This is a genomic window from Halopseudomonas pelagia, assembly GCF_009497895.1.
Classification (GTDB): domain Bacteria; phylum Pseudomonadota; class Gammaproteobacteria; order Pseudomonadales; family Pseudomonadaceae; genus Halopseudomonas; species Halopseudomonas pelagia_A.
The window spans coordinates 4,122,758-4,143,198 of the sequence record NZ_CP033116.1; the positions used below are offsets into that span (position 1 = coordinate 4,122,758).

The following is a 20,441-nucleotide window of genomic DNA, read 5'->3' on the forward strand; positions in this document are numbered from 1 at the left end:
TTTCGTCAGCGCCGCCAGGCAGGCCGCTAGTGTAGCCGAAACGAACGCCGATGCGTGCCTGGAAAGTCAGTTGCAGATCACATTGGCGGTTGTTTAAACGTGCCGCACGCAGCCGTCAATGGGCCACTCAGGCCACTACTCGAAGGGCAAAAACCCGTACACTAGGAGGATTACCGGGGGAGGGGAACATCTATGTGTCTGATGGCTTTTGCCTGGCAGACGGGCGGCTACCCGTTCATTCTGCTGGGAAATCGAGACGAGTTCCACGCCAGACCGACTCGCGCAGCGGGCTTCTGGACCGAGGAAGGCTTGCCTGATCTGCTCGCTGGCAAGGATCTGGAAGCAGGGGGAACCTGGCTAGGGATTACACGGCGCGGTCGATTCGCCGCACTGACCAATATCCGTGCGCCTGGCGCCAGGAAGGGCGCGCAATCACGCGGCGCTCTGGCGCTCGATTATCTGGCTGGCGAACAAACTCCGGAGGACTACCTGAAACACCTGCAATCCAGGGGCGGCGATTATGCCGGGTTCAACCTGCTGGTGGGTAACCTTCAGCAGTTATGGCACCTCAATAGCCAGACCAACCAGATGCAACAATTGCCGCCGGGTGTTTATGGATTATCCAATGCTTCGCTGGACAGCGACTGGCCCAAGCTAAAGCAATTGCGGACCAACCTGGCTGACAACCTGAACGCCGGTGCCGATGTATTGCTCGGCTTGCTCAGCGACAAGCATATTTACCCGGATCAACAACTGCCCGATACCGGCGTCAGCCTGGAATGGGAGCGACTACTCTCGGCTACGTTTATTCTGGGCGGAGACTACGGGACTCGCGCCAGCAGCCTGCTCAAGATGGATAAACAGGGCGGTATCATTTTCGTGGAGCGGCGGTTCGCGCCGATGGGCGAAGCACTGGGTGAGTCTTGCTGGCACCTGGCCGGGGACTAGCTCAGCGGCCTTGGCGCAGGACCTTTTCCAGACCCATGTTGCGCAGCGCCAAATGCAGCGTGCTTTGCACCAGGTGCGGATTATCCAGGCCGATCACTTCATCCAGCAGCGCTTTGGCATCGCTCAGAGATATCTGCCGCAATAGCCACTTCACCTTAGGCAGGTTGGTCGCATTCATAGACAGGACGTCGCAACCCATCGCCATCAGCAACACTGCAGAGGCCGGATCACCGGCCATTTCGCCACACACACTCATTGGCTTGCCGGCTTCGCGGCAGGCGGTGGCGATCTTGATCAACGCCTGCAGCACCGCCGGATGCAGCGAATGATATAGATCCGCCACGCGAGGATTGTTGCGATCGACGGCCAGCAGGTACTGCGTCAGATCATTGGTACCCACGGAGAGGAAATCGACCATCTGCACCAACTCACGCGCCTGGTAGACAGCCGCCGGCACTTCGATCATCACCCCCACCGGCGGCATTGGCACTTCCATGCCCTCATCACAGACTTCACTGTGGGCGCGGTGAATCAGATGCAGCGCCTCCTCCACTTCATAAACACTACTGATCATCGGCAACATGATGCGCAGATTATTCAGTCCCTTGCTCGCCTTGAGCATGGCGCGAGTCTGCACCAGAAAGATTTCCGGGTGATCCAGCGTTACACGAATACCGCGCCAACCGAGGAAGGGGTTGTCTTCGCGGATGGGGAAATAGGTCAGGGCCTTGTCGCCACCAATATCCAGGCTGCGCATGGTCACCGGCAGTGGGTGGAAGGCTTCCAGCTGCTCACGATAGGTCGCCTGCTGCTCCTTTTCGCTGGGGAAGCGATCCTGGATCATGAACGGCACTTCAGTACGGTATAGCCCGACGCCCTCGGCACCACGATCAAGCGAGCGGGCAACATCGGCCAGCAAGCCGGTGTTCACAAACAGCGGCATGCGGTGGCCGTCGGTGGTCACGCAGCGCACATCACGCAGCTTCTCCAGCCCCTGCACCAGCTCCAGCTCTTCGCGGACTATTTCCAGATAATGCCGGCGTAACTCCGGTGACGGGTTGGAATAAACCTCGCCATGGTTGCCATCAACGATCAGTTCCAGACCGTCCATGCGCGTGTACGGCAGGTCCACTGCACCCATGACCGTCGGAATGCCCATGGCGCGCGCCAGAATGGCCACATGCGAGCTACCCGAGCCAAGCACCGAGACCAGACCCACGAGCTTTTCCTTTGGCACCTCACCCAGCATGACTGGCGACAGCTCTTCACTGACCAGAATGGTTTGATCAGGGAAGACCCGCTCTTCCTTGTTGGCCTCCTGCAGATACGCGAGGATGCGTCGGCCCAGATCCTTGACGTCCGAGGCGCGCTCACGCAGATACGGATCGTCCATCATCTCGAAACGGTTGATATGGGCATTGACCACTTCACGCAAAGCGCCCTGCGCCCATTGCCCGCCGCGAATGACCGCCAGTACCTCGTTACCCAGGGCGGCGTCATCCAGCATCATCAGGTACACATCAAACAGCGCCAGCTCTTCGGGCCGCAGCTGGGTAGATAGCTTGGCGGACATGTCATGCATGTCCTGGCGAACAGCTTCGATCGCGCTACGAAAGCGCAACACTTCCGCCTCAATATCTTTGACATGCTTATCCGGCACGGCCTTGAGATCGGCCGGCGGCAGAATCACCACCGCCTGGCCGATCGCTACGCCGGGGGCTCCAGGTACCGCATCAAACCGGGTGTCCTGAATCGCCTCGCCAGCCCAACCCAGACCATGAATCGAGCCAGTGGCCTCAGCGTGTGCAATAACCCCGGCCAACTGAGCGCTCATGGTGACCAGGAAGGATTCTTCAGATTCGTCAAACTGCCTGCGCTCTTTCTGCTGGACCACCAACACGCCCATGACCCGGCGATGGTGGATGATCGGCACACCTAGAAACGAGGCAAAGCGCTCCTCGCCGGTCTCGGCGAAGTAGCGGAATTTTGGGTGAGCGGCGGCATCTTCGAGGTTTACCGGCTCTTCGCGGGCGCCCACGTAACCGATCAGGCCTTCGTTGTTGGCCATGCTGACGACGCCTACCGCATCTTTATTCAGACCCTGGGTGGCCATCAGCACATAGCGGCTACTGCCTGGATCGAGCAGATAAACGGAACACACTTCTGTACCCATGGCCTCACGCACGCGCTGGACAATGATGTCCAGTGCGGTGATCAGGTCCTTGGCGGAGTTCACTTCCTGAACAATGCGCCGCAGGGTATTGAGCATGCTCACGTCTGTTTACTCACGTTTCCATCCAGTCGTTTCCATCCAATCGCTCGCGTCCAAACCCAGCGGCAGTCTCGGCGCCAATTCCTTCATTGCACGACGATAAACGTCGCGTTTGAAAGCCACCACCTGGCCCAGCGGATACCAGTAACTGACCCAACGCCAACCGTCAAATTCGGGCTTAGGGGTCTTGGTCATACAGACTTGTTGCTCATCGGCGGTCAGCCGCAGCAAAAACCATTTCTGCTTCTGACCCACACATACAGGTTGAGAGTGGCTACGAATCAAGCGCTGGGGTAAACGGTAGCGCAGCCAGCCACGGGTGCAGGCAAGAATTTCAACATCGTCGGGCATCAAGCCGACTTCTTCATGCAATTCGCGGTACAACGCCTGTTCAGGCGTTTCATTGCGTTGAATACCGCCCTGCGGAAACTGCCATGCATCCTGGCCGATACGCCGCGCCCACAGCACCTGCCCGGACCCATTGGTCAGGATGATGCCTACATTGGGACGGAAGCCATCAGGGTCGATCACAGCCGGTATCCTTGATTAATTGTCCTTTGCATTGTTCCACAAAGACGCGCGAAGCAGCAATTGCAGAGTAACAGGCATTTCAGTGCCTTATAAGCACACCTTCAGCATTCGTACATTCGGTGCCTTGCTGCCCCGCCCACACAGCACAAGCATTTGCCCGCAGGCTGGATTATCCTTGCGCCTCCGGCACCTAAACACAGGAGATACCCCTTGCCTCTGGCCATCTTTGATCTTGATAACACGCTGCTTGGCGGCGACAGCGACCATGCCTGGGGCGAGTTCATTGTCGATCACGCCATCGTCGACGGCGCATCCTACAAGGCGCGCAACGATGAGTTTTTCAATGACTACCTGGCCGGGCGCCTGGATATTCAGGTCTACCTGAATTTCTGCCTGCAGCTGCTGGCCGAACACGAACCCGAGCAACTGACCGCCTGGCACAAGCAATTCATGGCCGAACGCATCGATCCCATCGTGCTGCCGCAGGCACTGGCGTTAATAGACAAGCACCGTAAGGCCGGCGATACGCTGATGATCATCACGGCCACCAACCGCTTTATCACGGCACCGATTGCCGAGCGCCTGGGGATCGACATTCTGCTGGCGACCGAGTGCGAGCGCGCCAATGGCCGTTACACCGGCCGCACTACCGATATTCCGTGCTTCCGCGAGGGCAAGGTGACGCGCCTTGAGCGCTGGCTGATGGAGAACGGTAAGAAACTCGATGGAAGTTACTTTTACAGCGATTCGCAGAATGATCTGCCACTGTTGAATCTAGTGGACAACCCGGTGGCGGTTGATCCCGATGAGGTATTGCGTGCGCATGCGCAGGAGCATGGCTGGCCGATTCTTACCTTGCGGGACTAGCTGGCAACTGTGCTGAAAACAGGGCCCAACGCGCTTTGTATCAGAATCCTGCGGAGTACGTAGCCGTCGCAACCCGATAGAGCTAAGCCGACCGTCGATGGCAGGGATGCCATCGATGAGCTACATGGACGTACTCGCTGCGTGTCGGCGTGCTCTGTCGGGTTGGGGCGGCTTTACACCGTGTTCTCAGGATCTGCGAGCACCCCGCGCTCGATCTGGCAAAGCTCCGAAAGACGCCGTAAATCCATCCCTGGAGGCTTGACGATAACATCCCTGTTATCGACACTTTCTCCGCCCTGCCAGCCCGAGCGCTATATCAACTGCGGAGTGAGGCTGGGTTTGCTGTCCAAAAACCAAGTCAAACCCTTTGCCATCATTCTATTGCGATCTTGCCAGTCTCATCAGACCGGCAATACTCGGCAAAACAGCGATTTGATATAACCGGTTTCCGGTATCGCTGGATGCAGCGGATGATCCGGGCCCTGGAAGCCGCGCTCGGTGATCACCAGATGGCGATCCAGATGCCGGCTGGAGGCCAGCAAAATCTCGCGCAGATTTTCTTCCGCCAGATGCATGGAGCAGGAAGCCGAAACCAAAATGCCATCCTTGTTCAGCAGCCGCATCGCCTGCTCATTCAAACGGCGGTAAGCGGCTTCCCCATTGCGTACATCCTTGCGCTTCTTGATAAACGCCGGTGGATCAGCAATCACTACATCGAATTTCTCGCCAGCCGACTTCAGCTCGCGCAAGGCATCCATCACATCACCTTCAACCACCGCCATCTTTTCGGCTACGCCGTTAAGGCCGGCATTGTGCTCGACCATATCCAAAGCCGGCGCCGAGCTGTCGACACACATGACCTCAGTCGCGCCCATCACCGCCGCCTGCACACCCCAACCGCCGATATAGGAATACAGATCCAATACGCGCTTGCCATTTACATAGGGCGCCAGACGCGCGCGGTTCATGCGGTGGTCGTAGAACCAGCCGGTCTTCTGTCCAGTCCAGACTGGCGCTTCAAAGCGCACACCATTTTCTTCCAGCGCAACATGCTCCGGCACTTCGCCAAAGGCAGCCTCGACGTAGGACGGCAGATCCTCGGCCTTGCGCGCGCCACTGTCATTCTTGAACAGCACGCCTGCAGGCTTGAGCACCTGAACCAGTGCCTCGACAATCGCCTCGCGCACCCGCTCCATGCCCGGCGTGGCAATCTGCACCACCAGGTAATCGCCAAAGCGATCTACGACCAGACCGGGCAATAAATCCGCGTCGCCGTAAACCAGGCGGTAAAAAGGTTTGTCAAAAAGTTTCTCGCGCAGACTCAACGCGACCTGAATGCGGTGAACCAGCAAGGACTTGTCCAGGCCATGGCCCACATCGCGGCTGTGCATGCGTGCGCAGATCAGGTTGGTCGGACTCATGCAGACCAGGCCCAGAGGTTTGCCTGAGGCGCTCTCAAGCTGTGCTTCCTGGCCGGGTTCGAAGGCGGTCAGCGGGGTCTGGGCGGTATCCACTTCGTTGCTGAATACCCAGAGATGGCCGGCTTTGATGCGCCTGTCACTGTTGGATTTGAGGCGCAGACTTGGCAGCGTCATGGGAGCTCCTTACTCTCGGGCGGCAGGTGATTCCGCCGGGCGAGCATTATACAGGGTGTCCAGCCCGCCAGTCTGCGGCTAAACTCCAATATCCCGCACGAGAGTGGACCCACAGCGCATGACTCAGGATCTTACGGAAGAGCAGATCAAGCACGCCTTGCAAGGCATCAGTGTGCCGCCGCAACCCCAGATCATGGTGGATCTGCAGATGGAACAGGTGATGCCGGACCCGGATCTGAAGGTGATCGCCCGGCTTATCAGCCAGGACCCCGGTTTGGCTGGTAGTTTGCTGAAAATAGTCAATTCACCGTTTTTCGGTCTGGCCAATCGCATTTCATCCATTCAGCAGGCGGTGAATCTGCTCGGCGTGCGCCGGGTGATCAATATCGTCAATGCGCAGTCGATCCGTGGCGAAATGACCGACGAGAACATCGTCAACCTCAACCGCTTCTGGGACAGCGCCCAGGATATCGCCATGACCTGCATGACACTGGCGAAGAAAATCGGCTGTGTTGAACCGGATGAAGCCTATGCGCTGGGGCTGTTTCACAACTGCGGCATTCCGCTGATGCTCAAACGTTTTCCGTACTATATTGAAGTACTGGAAGAATCCTACGCGCAGCCGGGCCAGCGCATCGTTGATGTAGAAAACCTGCGGTTGAACACCAACCATGCCGTCATCGGCTATTTCACCGCCAAATCCTGGTTATTGCCACGCCATCTGTGCGACGCCATCGCCAGTCATCACAACGCCGAGCAGATCTTTGGCGAAGAAGATCACCATGATGCCGGGCTGAAGAACCTGCTGGCCATTTTGAAGATGGCCGAGCATATCTGCCGGGCACACAAAGTGCTGGCCAATCAGCCGGTAGACCACGAATGGAACGCGGTCGGCGCCCGTATACTCGAATATGTCGGCCTTACCGAGTACGATTTCGAAAACATTGAATTCAATTGCCGGGAAATGATGACCAGTGGCGAAGGCCGCTATTATCAGGACTGAGGCAGCAGATTGAGGAGTGAGCATGTCTACCCCGCTTGTACTGACCGTAATGTCCGCCGACAAACCCGGCCTGGTCGAAAGTATTGCCCAGGTCATTAATCGCCACGGCGGCAACTGGCTGGAAAGTCGCATGGCCAGAATGGCCGGGCAGTTTGCCGGCATTCTGCGCGTGGACATCCACCCGGATAATGTCGAGGCGCTGCGCGTTGATCTGGACGGGCTGACGCACCTGGGCATCAATGTACAGGTAGCGGTGAGCGGCCAGGCTGACGATCCGCAGCTGACGCACCTGCATCTGAGCCTGTTGGGCAACGACCGCCCGGGGATTGTGCATGAGGTGTCACAGATCCTTGCCCGGCACGGTGTCAACGTGGAAAAACTGGATACCGAATGTACCGCGGCGCCGATGAGCTCAGACCTGCTGTTCAAGGCACAGGCGGATTTGGGCATCTACCCGCAAACGGATCTCGACGCTCTGCGCAGCGATCTGGAAAACCTGGCCGATGACTTGATGGTCGAGCTCAGCGAACGCTGAATCACCCGTTGCGGCGGATCAGGGCGCACGCATAATTCGACTTATCGCATCCAGCAGATCCTGTATCTGCAGGGGCTTGGTCAGGTAATAGGCGACGTCGAGATCGCTGACGCGTTGCCGGTCAGCCGGCAGAGCACCGGCGCTGATCACAATTACCGGCAGATCCCGGGTGCGCACGCTACCGCGTAACGAGCGCAGCAAACGGTCGCCCTGCATATCGGGTAGATCAATATCCAGCAGCAGTACCTGCGGTGGCCGCTCGGTGATGCGGTGCAAGGCTTCCAGCCCATTATCGATGAGCGTTACCTGGGCCACCGCAGACAATGCGTGCTGCACCAGTATCTGACTGGCGCGATCATCTTCCACGTAGATCACATCCAGCAGATCGCTGTCGTTCCGCGCCTGGCTACCGGATTCCGCAGCGCCCGCAGCGTTTGCACCCGGCAGTTGCAGCCAGAAACAGCTGCCTACCCCTGGCTCACTGCTGAAACCCAGCTCACCATTCATCAGGCTTGCCAGTTCCCGGCTCAACGCCAGACCAATGCCGGTGCCCTTGATCGCGCTGTTCTCATGTCCCAGCCGCTGGAATGGCTTGAACAGTTTGGTCTGGTCCTGCTGATTGATACCACGGCCAGTGTCGGCCACGCGCAATTGCCAGCCTGCGCCGACGGAAACGCAGTCCAGCGTGATACTGCCGCCCGGCCGGTTATATTTAACCGCATTGCTCAGCAGGTTGAGCAATATCTGCCGCAGACGCCGTGGCTCAGCAAGCACCATGGCCTGCTGCTCTGGCCTGTGCAGACGCAGAGCGAGCCCGGCCATTTCGCGCTCCGGCCGGACCTGCTCCGCGCAGGCCAACAGTGTCTGCCAGGCATCCACAGGCGCCAGTTGCACAACCGGGCGCTCGGCTTCAATCCGCGCCAGATCAAGCACATCATCAACCAGCAAACACAGGTGCTGACTGGCCTGCAATATCTCGTAGACTTGCTGCTGCATGGTTTGTTGCTGAACGCCTGCCTGATGCGAGTCTGCTTGAGACGTGGTGTTGCTAGCGTCTTTTTCCAGATCCAGTGACAACAGTTGCGCAAAGCCCTGGATCGCATTCAATGGCGTGCGCAACTCGTGGCTCATGCTCGACAGGAAGCGGCTCTTGGCCAGGTTGGCTGACTGGGCCTGCAGGCTGGCGGCACGCAGAGCTTCCTGAGTCGCCTTGATTGCATCGATATCCACATGGGTGCCGGCGACGCGCTGCGGTCGCTGGAAACGTCCGTCCATCTCCACGATCCGTCCACGGCCAAGTAGCCAGTGATAGTCACCAGCGGCATCGCGTAGGCGGTATTCAGCCTCGAGCTTCTGCTGCGCGCTGCGCGGCAACAGGCTGTTACGCGCTGCAGCTAGGTCATCGGGATGCACGCGCTGCAAGAAGGTGTCGAGGCTGATAACACCGGCAGGCAAGCCAAAACGCTGATTGAGCCGACCCTGGAAGCGAATCTGCTTCTGCGCCACCTCGACCTCCCAGATACTTTCGGTGGTCGAGTCCAACACCCTTTCCAGGTGCTGCATGGCTTCCTGTCTGGAATGCTCGCTGTCCGCCAGTTTGTCACCCATCGCCGAAGTATTACTGGCCATGAAGTCGAGCTCTGTGATGGGCGAGCGGTGGGGCTGAGGATGCCAGTTACCTTCACCAATTTCTTCCATCATCCTGCTAATGCCGCTGATCGGTGCCTCCAGTGCCTGGCTTAACCGCCGCGCACGCAGCGACATAACAGCGAAGAACAATAGATAGAACAGCACCAGACCGGCAATCAGTAGATAGCCAATCTGCCGAAACTGCGTGGCCAGTGCATTGGTACGACTGAACAAACTGGCTTCGTCTACCAGCGTAATCAGCTTCCAGCCAGTTTCAGGTATGCTCGCCCAGGCCGCCAATTGCGAACGTCCGCCCAGTTCGAGCGGCATGACGCCTTGGCTTTCGCTGCCTACCAGCGCGGCCAGCTCACGGGTGTCATTGCGGTTGGCCAGGTTGAAATCGCCGGGCTTGAATATCTCTTTACGCACGGCTTCGGCATAGCTGTAATGCGTTAGCTCGTTCAGCCCCAGATCACGCTCGCCCGCTTCCGGCAGCGCCATGATATTCAGGTCCTCGCTCACCAGTACGGCGTAACCGCCCCAGGGCACCGCCAGCGATGATATTTCCTCCAGAATACTGCCAATGGTGATATCCAGACCTGCCACGCCTTCGAGAAAATTGTCGGTATAAACCGGCGCTAATGCCGACATCATCCAACCTTGCCCCGCTGGGTCCACATAGACGTCGGTCCAGGTCACGCCGCGCGATGGATTGTTAACCGCATCGGCCAGGTAGTAGAAATTGTAGCTGGGGATATCCATGTCATGCGGATACTGCTCGGGGGTGAAAAACCAGGGCCAGATGCGGTTGTAGCTGTCATGCGTGTTGAAATACACCGCGCTGACCAATGTGCTGTTCTGCTCGATGCCTTTCATCAGCTCGTCAAGCTGCGCCAGGCGCATGACCTTGCTCTGGTCCTGCTGGCTGGGCGGAGTGACGTTCGAGTAGAAAGAAGCCGCACGGCCTTCGTCGCGCTGGCTATGCAGTACGCCGGACGCCGACCGCACGAGCAAATCAGCTTCCTGCGCATCTTGCGGTACATCCGTTCGCCTCAAGGCAGCGCCAACCTGCCCGGCAAACAGGCTGGCCAGTTCCCCCACGCTCTTCAGGCGCTGATTAACCACATGCGCTTCCTGCGTTGCGGCCGTCTGCATATCACTCTGCGCGGTGCTGCGCAGGTGCTCAACCTGAGCATCACGGATAGCCGTGTTGGACAACAGGTACGCCGCCACCAGAACCGTTTCCACCAGCAGCAGCGGAATCAGGGCACTCTGGACAAAAGCCCGCCACATCCAGCTGCGCAGGTTGGTTGAATCAGTTCTGGCCATGTTACACCTGTCCATTGATAGAGGTCAGCTTCTCCACACCAGGCCCCTGCTACTATCAGAACTGATATACCAAGCAAGCCAGCGAAAGGATCCGCCACTATTGTGAATCATCTTCTGACCTTCTGGCACACTCTCAAGCATTCTTTTGGCAACTTGCTGCCGATTGTGCTGGTGGTCGGCATTTTTCAGTTGCTGATCATCCGTGAGGTGCCAGACAACCTGGGCACCATGCTGGTGGGTCTGGGGATCGTGGTCTTCGGTGTGGCGATTTTTCTTCAGGGTCTGGATCTGGGGATATTTCCGGTCGGCAAGGGCCTGTCCAATGCCTTTGCCCGACGCGGCTCCCTACCCCTGCTGATGGCCTTCGGTTTCAGTCTGGGATTTGCCGCGGTGGTGGCCGAACCCGCGCTCATAGCAGTGGCGGAACAGGCACAGCTGATCAGCGCCGGACGCATCGACGCCCTGACCCTGCGCTTGCTGGTGGCCTTTTCGGTTGGAGCCGTGGTGGCCCTGGGCGTGTTACGCACCCTGCTCGGCCACCCTCTGCATTGGTACATGATCAGTGGCTACCTGCTGGTCGTCAGCGTGACCTTTTTTGCCCCGGAAGAAATTGTCGGCCTGGCTTACGACTCCGGCGGCGTGACCACCAACATTGTCACCGTGCCTCTGATTGCCGCTCTGGGTGTGGGCCTGGCCGCGTCGATCAAGGGCCGCAACCCGCTGGCCCACGGCTTTGGGCTGGTTGCGCTGGCGGTCATGGTGCCGATGATTGCCGTACAACTGTATGGCATCGTCGTCTATACGCTGCTTCCAGCGCCGCTGGAGACCGCTGAAGTCGCCCGCAACCTGGCCCAGGACCCATCCAGCAGAACAGCCGGACGCCAAGCTTTGATCATGCTTGTGGACCTGCTGAGCATGCTGCGCGATGTACTGCCGATCATTCTGGTCATTGTATTTTTTCAATATGCCGTGATCCGCAAACCCATACCCTACGTGCGCCGGGTGGTGCTCGGCTTCGCCATGGTGATACTGGGTCTGTATGCCTTTGTTATCGGCCTCAAGCTGGGGCTGTTCCCGGTAGGCCGCAGCATGGCCGAACAGCTGATTGGCCTGGATACGCTGCTGTGGGTCTATCTGTTCGCGTTCGCTATAGGCTTTGCCACCACCATGGCCGAACCGGCCTTGATCGCCATTGGCGCCCAGGCGGAAGAAGCAGCGCACGGAAAACTCGACGCGAGGCACATTCGCCTGCTGGTAGCACTCGGAGTGGCGATCGGCATCAGCATTGGCGTGCACCGCATCATCGTCGGCGACTCTATCCATTTTTACATCATGGGTGGCTATGCGCTGGTGATTGCCCTGACGTTTATCGCCCCACGCTTCATCGTGCCACTGGCTTACGATCTGGGCGGCGTCACTACCTCCGAGGTGACCGTGCCGTTAGTTACCGCGCTGGGTATCGGGCTGGCCACCCACATAGAAGGCCGTAGCATCCTGATCGACGGGTTCGGCCTGATAGCCTTCGCCTCGATCTTCCCCATTATTACGGTCATGCTCTACGCTATCGTCATGGAGTGGATCAGGCCAGACACAGGAGAAACAACATGAAATTCTCGGTATTGGTCGCGATGCTGGCTGAAGACCTCGAAGAGCAGGCAATCGAATCAGCCAAAGCGGCAGGCGCTGGTGGCATGACCATCCTCAATGGTCGCGGGCTGGGCGCCGAACCAAAGAAAACCTTCTTTGGCCTGACCTACGAGGGCAGCCAGTCAGTGCTGATTCTGGTGCTGGAAAAGAAGCTGTCTCTACGCGTAATGAAATCACTGGTCAAGGATCTGGATCTGAATAATCACAGCCGCGGGGTGGTGTTTACCTTGCCGCTGGAACATATCGCCGGGATCGATCACCGCCAGATTGCCCAGTTCGAACAATTGATCAAGAACGAAATCTGATCTCACCAGGAGCAACTGCCATGCTGGTCAAAGACATCATGAAATCCAACGTCGTCACGGTGTCGGCCTTCGCCACCGTACGCGAGGGCATGCACATCATGCGCTTGCACGGCATCAAATCATTGGTGGTCGACAAGGGTAACGAACACGACGCCTATGGCTTGGTTACCTATAACGATATTCTCAAGACCATCGTCGCCGAAGAAGGCGATATTGACCTGATCAACGTTTATGACATCTGCACCAAGCCGGCGCTGATCGTCTCACGCGAGCTGGACGTAAAATACGTCGCGCGGCTGATGGTCAACATGAACATCCAGCGCATTCTGGTAACCAACGCCAACGAACTGGTGGGCATCATCACCATGAACGACATCGTCGGCGCGATTCTGGAAATGGCCGACGGCATGGATTGAGGGGAGTGGCGAATGGGCAGCTGAAGCCCGGCAGCCAGGCCAGGTCTTCAGCGCGTCAGAACCTACTGGCGGCCAATATAGCCTGGATTGAAGATGACCTTGTCGCGCTGAATATTGTCAAAAATATCCCGAGCGGCAATGGCCGGATCTTCCCAATCAGCAGCACGATCGCTTTCCGGATTGGCCAGCGGGCCGACTGAATGCTGGCTGATCATGGTACGCATACCGGCCGGTGCGGCGATGAAGACTTTGATGTTGTCTGCTTTCAGCTCTTGCGCGGCGCTCTGAAACAACCCGTGCAGAGCATGCTTGTTACCTGCGTAGTGCCCCAACCCGGGAGGCGCAGCGCTCATACCAAGAATCGATGAGACGTTAAGAATGGTGCCGCCGCCCTGCTTGCGCATGATCGGTATGACCCGTTGCGCCAGATCGGCGTAGGCCCAGTAATTGACCTCGAACATGTCCTTGGCCTGTTCGATATCCATCTGCTCAAGCGTTGCCAGGTAGGAGTAACCCGCATTGTTGAACAAGTAATCAATGCGGCCAAAGGCTTCCATGGCCTGGTCGATTACTCTGGGCCGCTGGTCGGCGTCAGCCAGATCAACCTCGACAACAATAGCCTCGCCACCCTGGCTGCGAATCTGCTCGGCCAACTCCTGGGAAGGCGCAGGACGCCGATCAACCAACACCAGTTTCATGCCCTCGGAAGCGCCGAGCAAGGCCAGCTCGCGGCCCAGGCCGTAGCTGCTGCCGGTGATAACCGCGACTTTATCGTCGAACGGGGAGTCCTGTGCTTGCGCAGGCAGCGCCATCACAGTACAGAAGAGCAGAATGGCGGCCAGCCAGGCGGACTGAATCCGCGGACGAACAGCAAGGGAAGGTGAACTGACAGCAGTCATGAAATCTCCTGGAACAACAGTGGGCTTGAGCTAACAGGGTGCCTGCACAAGGTTGGTATTACCAGGAAACCAACCCCAGAGCGTCAGACATCTTCCAGCTGTTTCGGCACGGCCTTGCCACCCTTGGATTTGACCCGGCCAGCGGCGACATTGCGCATGAATTTCAGCGCACCACGGGCGTTGGAAAATTCATCCAGCATCACCGGGTTGGGGAAAGCCTTGGTCAGCCAGTGGTGGAACACCACAGATCCGCCGCCGGTGATAATGATCGCGCGATAGATGCCGATCGAGCCGAGTCGGGATTTGACGTTGTTGATGATCTTGGTCGCCACGGAAGAGGCTACATCATCTCGCAGTACTTCGAAGTTACGCATCTCACCGGCAAAAAAGGTCGAACCGGTTTCCAGTACTTCGCTGACCAGGTTCGGCGGAATCTCGGCATCATGCGAATTTTCGATCAGGCCCAGATCGATCAGTTCCTGTTTGATAGCCTTTTCCAGCGCAAATTTCAGGTCCAGTACGCCGACCTTGTCGGTACCCGAGTAGCTGTTGTTGATGGTAATGCTGTCATCCACGATCAGGTTAACCACATCGGTGGTCGAGCCGCCGATATCGATAATCGCCACATCACCCTTGGTGTACTTGGCCGCGTCGGTGAATTCGCCCTGATCATCCAGAACAAAGTCAAAAAACGCCGAGAGTGCCTCGGAATAACAATCGACCTGAGTGATGTTCAGCTTGTCTTCGCTACCGATCACCTCAACAGTACCCTTGCTGCCATTGAAGTTGGCGATGGTCGCCTGCTTGTTTTCGGTAATCTGCGAGCCTTGCTCGGAGAAATAGTCACGAAACGACAGGGTAACGCCCAGGTGCAGGGGTTTGTTCAGCAACTTTGCCTTGCGCAGCGCATGGGTTACCAGCACGCGATTCTCGACGGAGGCAGGGTAGTTGGCATTGCGCAGGTTAATCGGTGAACGCACAGACGGCTTGCAAGTGTAATCAACGCCATCTGCACGGTAACGGTCTACAGTTTCGCCGCTGTTGGAACTCAACCTGTCGGTACCAATAATGGTCGGGATCTTCAGCGTCTGAATCTTGCCTTCGGCATCCAGCCAGGCCAGCTTGTGGTCCGCATAACCATTGTCGTCGACAACCAGTGTTACTTCTGCCATCTCGCTCTCCTGTCCATGCAATATAAGGTGGTCGTTACATCACTCCCGGTTGCCGCCACCCTCCCCCGCAGACTCGCCTGAGGCTATCAGGGTACAGCACTAGCAAAGCCGTCATGTTCCGACGAAATCCCCGGCAGTATGCCAGCCTCGTGTTAAAGGTGAAATATTTAACCGGCTTAGCCGCCCGGCGGACATGCAGATGGCGCTGGAAAAAATAGTTGACGACGCGACATTGCCTACCATATGGTAGGATCATGGACACTAAAACGCAGATACTCAGCATCGCTTCCGATCTACTCCAGCGACAAACCGTAAACGGTTTCAGCCTGCAGGATGTGGCTGATCGGGTGGGCATTCGCAAGGCCAGCTTGTTCCACCATTATCGGAACAAGGAGGCGTTGGTCGCCGATGTGCTGGAGAATAGCCTGAATGGCTTTCGCACGCGTGTGGAAAGCATGCACAACCAGCCCGCCCAGCGCCAGTTGGATGCTTTCCTGGATATTTACCAACGCCGTATTGGTGCCGGCAGCCGCCTGTGCTCCGTCAGCGGGGTGACCGGGGATTGGGACCACTTGGGAGAAGAGCCTCGGTACTGGGCGCTGGAGCTGCTCTACGAACAAACTGCCTGGCTGAAGAGAATTGCCGAATTGGCCGGCTTTGCCCATAGCCCAGCCGAAGCGGAGGCCTGGGCAGAACAGATCATGGTTAGAATTCAGGGCGCCATGCTGCTTTCCAGGGTGCAGAGCAGTCCCCTGCCATTAGAACGCACCATCGCGCTAATGCGCACTGAGTGGGCACGAACCACTAGCGCTAGCTGATATCCATTTATAGTCACCATAGCCCATCAAGGGCTTTTTTTACCCGTCGACAGACTACCTACTGGTAGGTAGATTAGGAGAAGATTGATGAATAGCCACTCGGTCACTCAGGTAATGCGCTTCAAGCTGATTCAAGGGCTCTCATGGGTATTTCCGGAGTACTTCGGGGCTATTGGAACCCGGCTGTTTCTTCAGCCCCAACGTGCCGCACCCGTCACCCGCTGGCAGAATGCTTTTGCAGACTTTGATAAGTCCGTGATTGAGGTTCAGGGGCTACGCATCCCCTTCTGGCACAAGGGCAGCGGCCCGCAGATACTGCTGGTACATGGCTGGGAAAATGACCACTTTGCATTGGGCGGTTTTGTTCAGCCGCTGCTGGACCAGGGCTACTCGGTAGCCGCACTGGACCTGCCGGCGCATGGCGAGGCCGATGGCAAAGCCGCGCCGCTGCCACTTATGGCACAGGCCATTGCTGCAGTCGGGCAGGCCTTACCAGCCCTGCACGCGGTAATCGCCCATTCAGTGGGGGGCGCCACCAGCGTTCTGGCCATGGAAGAGTATGCTCTGAATGCCAGCAGGTTGGTGCTGATTGGTGCACCCCAGGCGGCCAGCAAGCAGGCGATAGGTCAGGCGCTCGCTACCGGGCTGTCCAGCAGGGCGATAAAGCGCATGGAGCGTCAGTTGCAACATCGCCTGGCGGCGCCCCTGGAGCACTTTCAGGTCGACCGTGGGCTGGGGCGCATTGATTGCCAAGTATTGTTGGTGCATGCGCACGACGACCGGGTGGTGCCGATACGGGCTGCGCAAAAGAACGCCGCCGCCAGGGCATCGCAAACACTCTGGCTGGACCAGGGCGGCCATAACCGGCCGCTCGGCGATCCGCTCGTCATCGGCTCTGTCATCGATTTCCTGAAAATATCCAGACGCAAGAACCGTCACCCATCCGGACTGCGCTATCATCCTCGATTCGCACAGTCAGTTGTTCAGAACAGCGTCCCGCATAACGCTGAGCAGAGTTATGCGGGCCAAAGCCAGGCAGAACCGTCATGAACAGAAATGTAGTGGTACTTACCGCGGCCACCTGCGCAGTGGGCACACAAACCTTCGTTTTCGCCGGCCTGCTGATCGAGCTGGCTGCGGATATGGGCATCACGGTCGCGGTCGCAGGTTATCTCGCTGCTGCTTACGCGTTGACCTACGCCTTTACCGCGCCCTTTATCGCGCTGCGCACCGGGCAATTGGAACGCCGACGGCTGTTGTGGGTTTCATTGCTGGTGCTGGGTTTGATCAACCTCTGCGCCGCAATGGCCAGCACCTTTACCGAACTGATCAGCTTGCGCATCCTCGCCGGGCTGGGAGCCACCCTGGTTACACCCGTGGTGCCAGCCGTGGTCGCCAGCCTGCTGCCACCGGAGCGCCGTGGGCCGGCGTTAGCCATGGTCATGGGCGGTATGGTACTGGCCTTTATGTTCGGCATGCCGTTGGGCAGTCTGATCGGCGCGCAGTTCGGCTGGCGCTCCACCTTTGTTCTTGCTGCGGTGCTGTGTGTTGGCGCGGCGCTGGCGATTCGACTGGTATTACCGCAGGTGACTAGCCAGGACCAGAGCGGCTGGCGTTTGCTGAAACTGGGCTGGCATCCGCCAGTGCGCCGCCTGTTGATCATGACCTTGACCACGTTCTGCGCGACCTTCTGCGTAGTGCCCTTTATCGCACCGGTAATGAAGATCATCATCGGCAGCACTGAATGGGTGGCCTTCTCGCAGATGCTGGTCGGTGTTGGCGCACTCTGTGGTGTGGTGATTGCGGGGCGGCTTGGCACACCGAGCAATCCTGGCCGGGTACTCAAGCGGGCTTTCGTCGTCGTGGCAGCTACGCAAATACTGTATTCATCCTCGATGATCTGGCTACCCGGGCTGGGCGTGATCAGTTGGCTGGGATTGAGTTTTGCCGTGGTCTTCGGTGCCTCGGCGCTGTTCTTCATGAGCCCGCTGATGCAGGCGCAACTGCTTGAAGCAGCGCCCCATGCCAGGCAGGTCACATTGGCGCTGAATGGCTCGATGATGTTTCTCGGTCAGGGTGCAGGTGCAGCCATCGGCGCCCAGGTAACCCAGGCCTTTTCCATGCCGATGATTGGCCTGGCGGGGGCCAGCGTGGCGATGATCGGCTGGTACTGTGCGCGCATGCTGCAGGCCAGTCCGGTCGCCATGGCCAGCCAGAGCGCCGCCTGAATCCTGTTACCGGGCTGCTTTCGGCAGCCCGAGCGAGATCAGCGCAGCTAGCGCAACAAAGGCACTGGACACCCAGAGGCAGGCCTCCAGCCCGTAGGCCTGATACACCCAACCCGACAGCAGGGTGCCGATCAAGCGGCCCAGTGCATTGGACATGTAGTAAAAGCCCACATCCAGGGATACGCCATCGGCCTGGGCGTAGGAGACGATCAGATAGCTGTGCAGCGAGGAGTTCACCGCGAACAGCAAGCCAAACAGCATCAAGCCGCCCAGCAGCACCCATTGCGCATTCAGCTCAGAGTACAGGCCCAGCGCAATTGCAGCAGGTAGTAGTGACAAGGCGGCAGCCCAGCCAAAGGCAGCCCTCCCCCCCGGCACTCTTCCTGCCCCTTTTCCGGTAATCGATGGCGCCACCGATTGTACGATGCCGTAACCGATGATCCAGCAAGCCATAAAGCCGCCAACCATCCAGAAGTCCCAGCCGAATACACTGCTCAGGTAGACCGGTAGCGCGATAACGAACCAGACGTCTCGAGCGCCGAAAAGGAACATGCGCGCCCCAGACAGGATATTGATCCGCCGGCTTTTCGACAGCAACTCGCGAAACTTGGGCTTGGCGGTCGCCTTGCCCAGATCCTTTTTCAGCAGAAACAGGCTTGTTAACCATACGCCAGCCAGGACCAGCGCCATCACCAGCACCGCGCCAGCAAATCCAAGCAGCGCCAGCAGACCTCCGCCAAGAAAGAAGCCTACGCCCTTGAGCGCGTTTTTCGACCCGGTTAGCAGCGCCACCCAGCGATACAAAGCGCCCTGCTGGCTGTCCGGCACCAACAGCTTAATCGAGCTCTTGGCGCTCATCTTGTTCAGGTCCTTGGCCACCCCGGACATCGCCTGCGCTGCCATCACCCACACTACCGTCAGCCATTCGGCGGGCACTGTGAGCATCAACAGCGCCATCACCTGCAAGGCCAAACCTATATTCATGGTCCGGTTCAGGCCGATGCGCGCGCCCAGATAACCGCCGACCAGATTGGTGATCACACCAAATATTTCGTAGAACAGAAACAGCGCGGCAATCTGCAGCGGGGTATAACCCAGACTGTAGAAATGCAGCACTACCAGCATGCGCAGCGCGCCGTCGGTCAGGGTGAAAGCCCAGTAATTGCCGGTAACCACCAGGTACTGACGGACATCCGGCGACAAACGCGCGAGCATGCCCATCATCAGTTCGCCTGACCGACCAGCCGAGCCAGCTCGACGGTGCGGTTGGCGTAACCCCACTCATTGTCATACCAGGCATAGATCTTCACCTGAGTCCCGTTGACCACCATGGTCGACGGGGCATCAATGATCGAAGAGCGCGGATCGGTACGATAATCGATCGATACCAGTGGGCGCTCCTCATAGCCCAGTATGTCCTTGAGCTCACCCTCGGCAGCCTCCTTGAACCAGGCATTTAGCTCTTCAACACTGGTGGCTTTTTCCACCTCGAACACGCAATCGGTCAGCGACGCATTGGCCAGCGGCACACGCACCGCATGCCCGTTCAGCTTGCCACGCAGTTCGGGGAATATCTCCGCAATAGCAGTAGCCGAGCCGGTGGTGGTTGGGATCAGACTCATGCCACAGGCGCGCGCGCGGCGCAGGTCCTTGTGCGGCTGGTCAAGAATACTCTGGGTATTGGTCAGGTCGTGAATGGTGGTGATGGAGCCGTGCTTGATGCCGAGCTTCTCGTGCACGATCTTGACCACCGGGGCCAGGCAGTTGGTGGTACAGGACGCGGCTGTAACAATCTTGTGCCGCGCCGGATCGAACAAATGTTGGTTGACGCCCATCACCACATTCAGGGCTTCCGGCTCCTTGACCGGCGCACTGACGACCACACGCTTCACCCCTTGATCCAGATAAGCCTGCAACGCCTTGACGGTCTTGTTCACGCCGCTGGCCTCAATCACCAAATCGCAGCCCGACCAGTCGGTATCGGCAATAGCCTTGTTCTGCGTCAGCTGGATGCGCTTGCCGGCAATAACCAGTGCATCGGCTTCATGCGCGGCTTCCTGCTGCCAACGCCCATGTACCGAGTCGAAATTCAACAGATGCGCATGGGTGGCGGCATCCCCCGCCGGATCATTGATCTGCACGAACTCCAGCTCCGGCCAGTCCCAGGCGGCGCGCACCAACAACTTGCCGATGCGGCCAAAACCGTTGATACCTACCTTGATAGTCATGTCTGATCTCCCGAACAAG

18 protein-coding genes are annotated in these 20,441 nt (G+C 58.2%); 10 read left to right on the forward strand and 8 right to left on the reverse strand.

Features of this window, described 5'->3' with window-relative positions; genetic code table 11:
- The first annotated feature begins 192 nt into the window (after positions 1-192).
- On the forward strand, positions 193-948 hold the full coding sequence (locus tag EAO82_RS18935; protein WP_096347101.1) for an NRDE family protein: 756 nt from the start codon (positions 193-195) through the stop codon (positions 946-948).
- A gap of 1 nt (position 949) precedes the next feature.
- On the opposite strand, the gene ptsP is transcribed toward EAO82_RS18935, so the two are convergent.
- Together ptsP and EAO82_RS18945 are read right to left on the reverse strand one after the other, a co-directional pair.
- Positions 950-3,217: a phosphoenolpyruvate--protein phosphotransferase gene (ptsP, locus tag EAO82_RS18940; RefSeq protein ID WP_096347100.1), complete on the reverse strand. Its 2,268-nt coding sequence runs from the start codon at positions 3,215-3,217 to the stop codon at positions 950-952.
- Between the two features lie 12 nt (positions 3,218-3,229).
- Entirely contained in the window at positions 3,230-3,751 is a 522-nt protein-coding gene (locus EAO82_RS18945; RefSeq protein WP_096347099.1) for an RNA pyrophosphohydrolase, read from the reverse strand.
- Between the two features lie 210 nt (positions 3,752-3,961).
- On the opposite strand from EAO82_RS18945, the gene EAO82_RS18950 reads away from it, so the two are divergent.
- The gene (locus EAO82_RS18950) at positions 3,962-4,618 is read left to right on the forward strand and encodes an HAD family hydrolase (RefSeq protein WP_096347098.1); all 657 of its coding nucleotides are present in this window, start codon (positions 3,962-3,964) and stop codon (positions 4,616-4,618) included.
- Between the two features lie 401 nt (positions 4,619-5,019).
- On the opposite strand, the gene EAO82_RS18955 is transcribed toward EAO82_RS18950, so the two are convergent.
- Positions 5,020-6,213, reverse strand: coding sequence for a class I SAM-dependent rRNA methyltransferase (locus EAO82_RS18955; RefSeq protein ID WP_096347097.1), 1,194 nt, complete (start codon positions 6,211-6,213; stop codon positions 5,020-5,022).
- A gap of 118 nt (positions 6,214-6,331) precedes the next feature.
- Between EAO82_RS18955 and EAO82_RS18960 the strand changes: the two genes are divergently transcribed.
- Together EAO82_RS18960 and EAO82_RS18965 are read left to right on the forward strand one after the other, a co-directional pair.
- Entirely contained in the window at positions 6,332-7,216 is an 885-nt protein-coding gene (locus EAO82_RS18960; RefSeq protein WP_096347096.1) for an HDOD domain-containing protein, read from the forward strand.
- A 22-nt stretch (positions 7,217-7,238) separates the two neighbouring features.
- Complete coding sequence (locus tag EAO82_RS18965; protein WP_096347095.1) at positions 7,239-7,751, forward strand: glycine cleavage system protein R; 513 nt, start codon at positions 7,239-7,241, stop codon at positions 7,749-7,751.
- 18 nt (positions 7,752-7,769) lie between these two features.
- Here EAO82_RS18965 and EAO82_RS18970 read toward each other — a convergent pair whose 3' ends face one another.
- On the reverse strand, positions 7,770-10,709 hold the full coding sequence (locus EAO82_RS18970; RefSeq protein WP_096347094.1) for an ATP-binding protein: 2,940 nt from the start codon (positions 10,707-10,709) through the stop codon (positions 7,770-7,772).
- A 102-nt stretch (positions 10,710-10,811) separates the two neighbouring features.
- Here EAO82_RS18970 and EAO82_RS18975 point away from each other — a divergent pair, with 102 nt between their 5' ends.
- Genes EAO82_RS18975 through EAO82_RS18985 form a run of 3 tightly spaced genes read left to right on the forward strand, consistent with a single transcriptional unit; the run spans position 10,812 to position 13,077 of the window.
- The gene (locus EAO82_RS18975; protein WP_218838633.1) at positions 10,812-12,317 is read left to right on the forward strand and encodes a DUF1538 domain-containing protein; all 1,506 of its coding nucleotides are present in this window, start codon (positions 10,812-10,814) and stop codon (positions 12,315-12,317) included.
- Positions 12,314-12,661 (forward strand): P-II family nitrogen regulator, encoded by a 348-nt coding sequence (locus EAO82_RS18980; protein ID WP_096347093.1) that lies wholly within the window; start codon positions 12,314-12,316, stop codon positions 12,659-12,661. The genes EAO82_RS18975 and EAO82_RS18980 overlap by 4 nt, the downstream gene beginning before the upstream one ends.
- Before the next feature lie 20 nt (positions 12,662-12,681).
- Positions 12,682-13,077, forward strand: a complete 396-nt coding sequence (locus EAO82_RS18985) for a CBS domain-containing protein (RefSeq protein WP_096347092.1) — start codon at positions 12,682-12,684, stop codon at positions 13,075-13,077.
- A gap of 62 nt (positions 13,078-13,139) precedes the next feature.
- On the opposite strand, the gene EAO82_RS18990 is transcribed toward EAO82_RS18985, so the two are convergent.
- A complete protein-coding gene (locus tag EAO82_RS18990) occupies positions 13,140-13,976 on the reverse strand; it encodes an SDR family NAD(P)-dependent oxidoreductase (RefSeq protein WP_218838632.1) in 837 nt (278 codons plus the stop codon).
- An 83-nt stretch (positions 13,977-14,059) separates the two neighbouring features.
- On the reverse strand, positions 14,060-15,148 hold the full coding sequence (parM, locus tag EAO82_RS18995; protein ID WP_096347091.1) for a ParM/StbA family protein: 1,089 nt from the start codon (positions 15,146-15,148) through the stop codon (positions 14,060-14,062).
- Between the two features lie 254 nt (positions 15,149-15,402).
- Between parM and EAO82_RS19000 the strand changes: the two genes are divergently transcribed.
- From EAO82_RS19000 to EAO82_RS19010, 3 genes are all read left to right on the forward strand, one after another.
- Positions 15,403-15,966, forward strand: coding sequence for a TetR/AcrR family transcriptional regulator (locus EAO82_RS19000; protein ID WP_096347090.1), 564 nt, complete (start codon positions 15,403-15,405; stop codon positions 15,964-15,966).
- A gap of 87 nt (positions 15,967-16,053) precedes the next feature.
- Positions 16,054-17,016, forward strand: coding sequence for an alpha/beta fold hydrolase (locus EAO82_RS19005; protein WP_096347089.1), 963 nt, complete (start codon positions 16,054-16,056; stop codon positions 17,014-17,016).
- Positions 17,013-18,194: an MFS transporter gene (locus EAO82_RS19010; protein ID WP_096347088.1), complete on the forward strand. Its 1,182-nt coding sequence runs from the start codon at positions 17,013-17,015 to the stop codon at positions 18,192-18,194. The genes EAO82_RS19005 and EAO82_RS19010 overlap by 4 nt, the downstream gene beginning before the upstream one ends.
- 6 nt (positions 18,195-18,200) lie before the next feature.
- On the opposite strand, the gene arsJ is transcribed toward EAO82_RS19010, so the two are convergent.
- Positions 18,201-19,415, reverse strand: a complete 1,215-nt coding sequence (gene arsJ / locus EAO82_RS19015; RefSeq protein WP_096347152.1) for an organoarsenical effux MFS transporter ArsJ — start codon at positions 19,413-19,415, stop codon at positions 18,201-18,203.
- A 2-nt stretch (positions 19,416-19,417) separates the two neighbouring features.
- Positions 19,418-20,422 (reverse strand): ArsJ-associated glyceraldehyde-3-phosphate dehydrogenase, encoded by a 1,005-nt coding sequence (locus EAO82_RS19020; protein ID WP_096347087.1) that lies wholly within the window; start codon positions 20,420-20,422, stop codon positions 19,418-19,420.
- Positions 20,423-20,441: the final 19 nt, after the last annotated feature.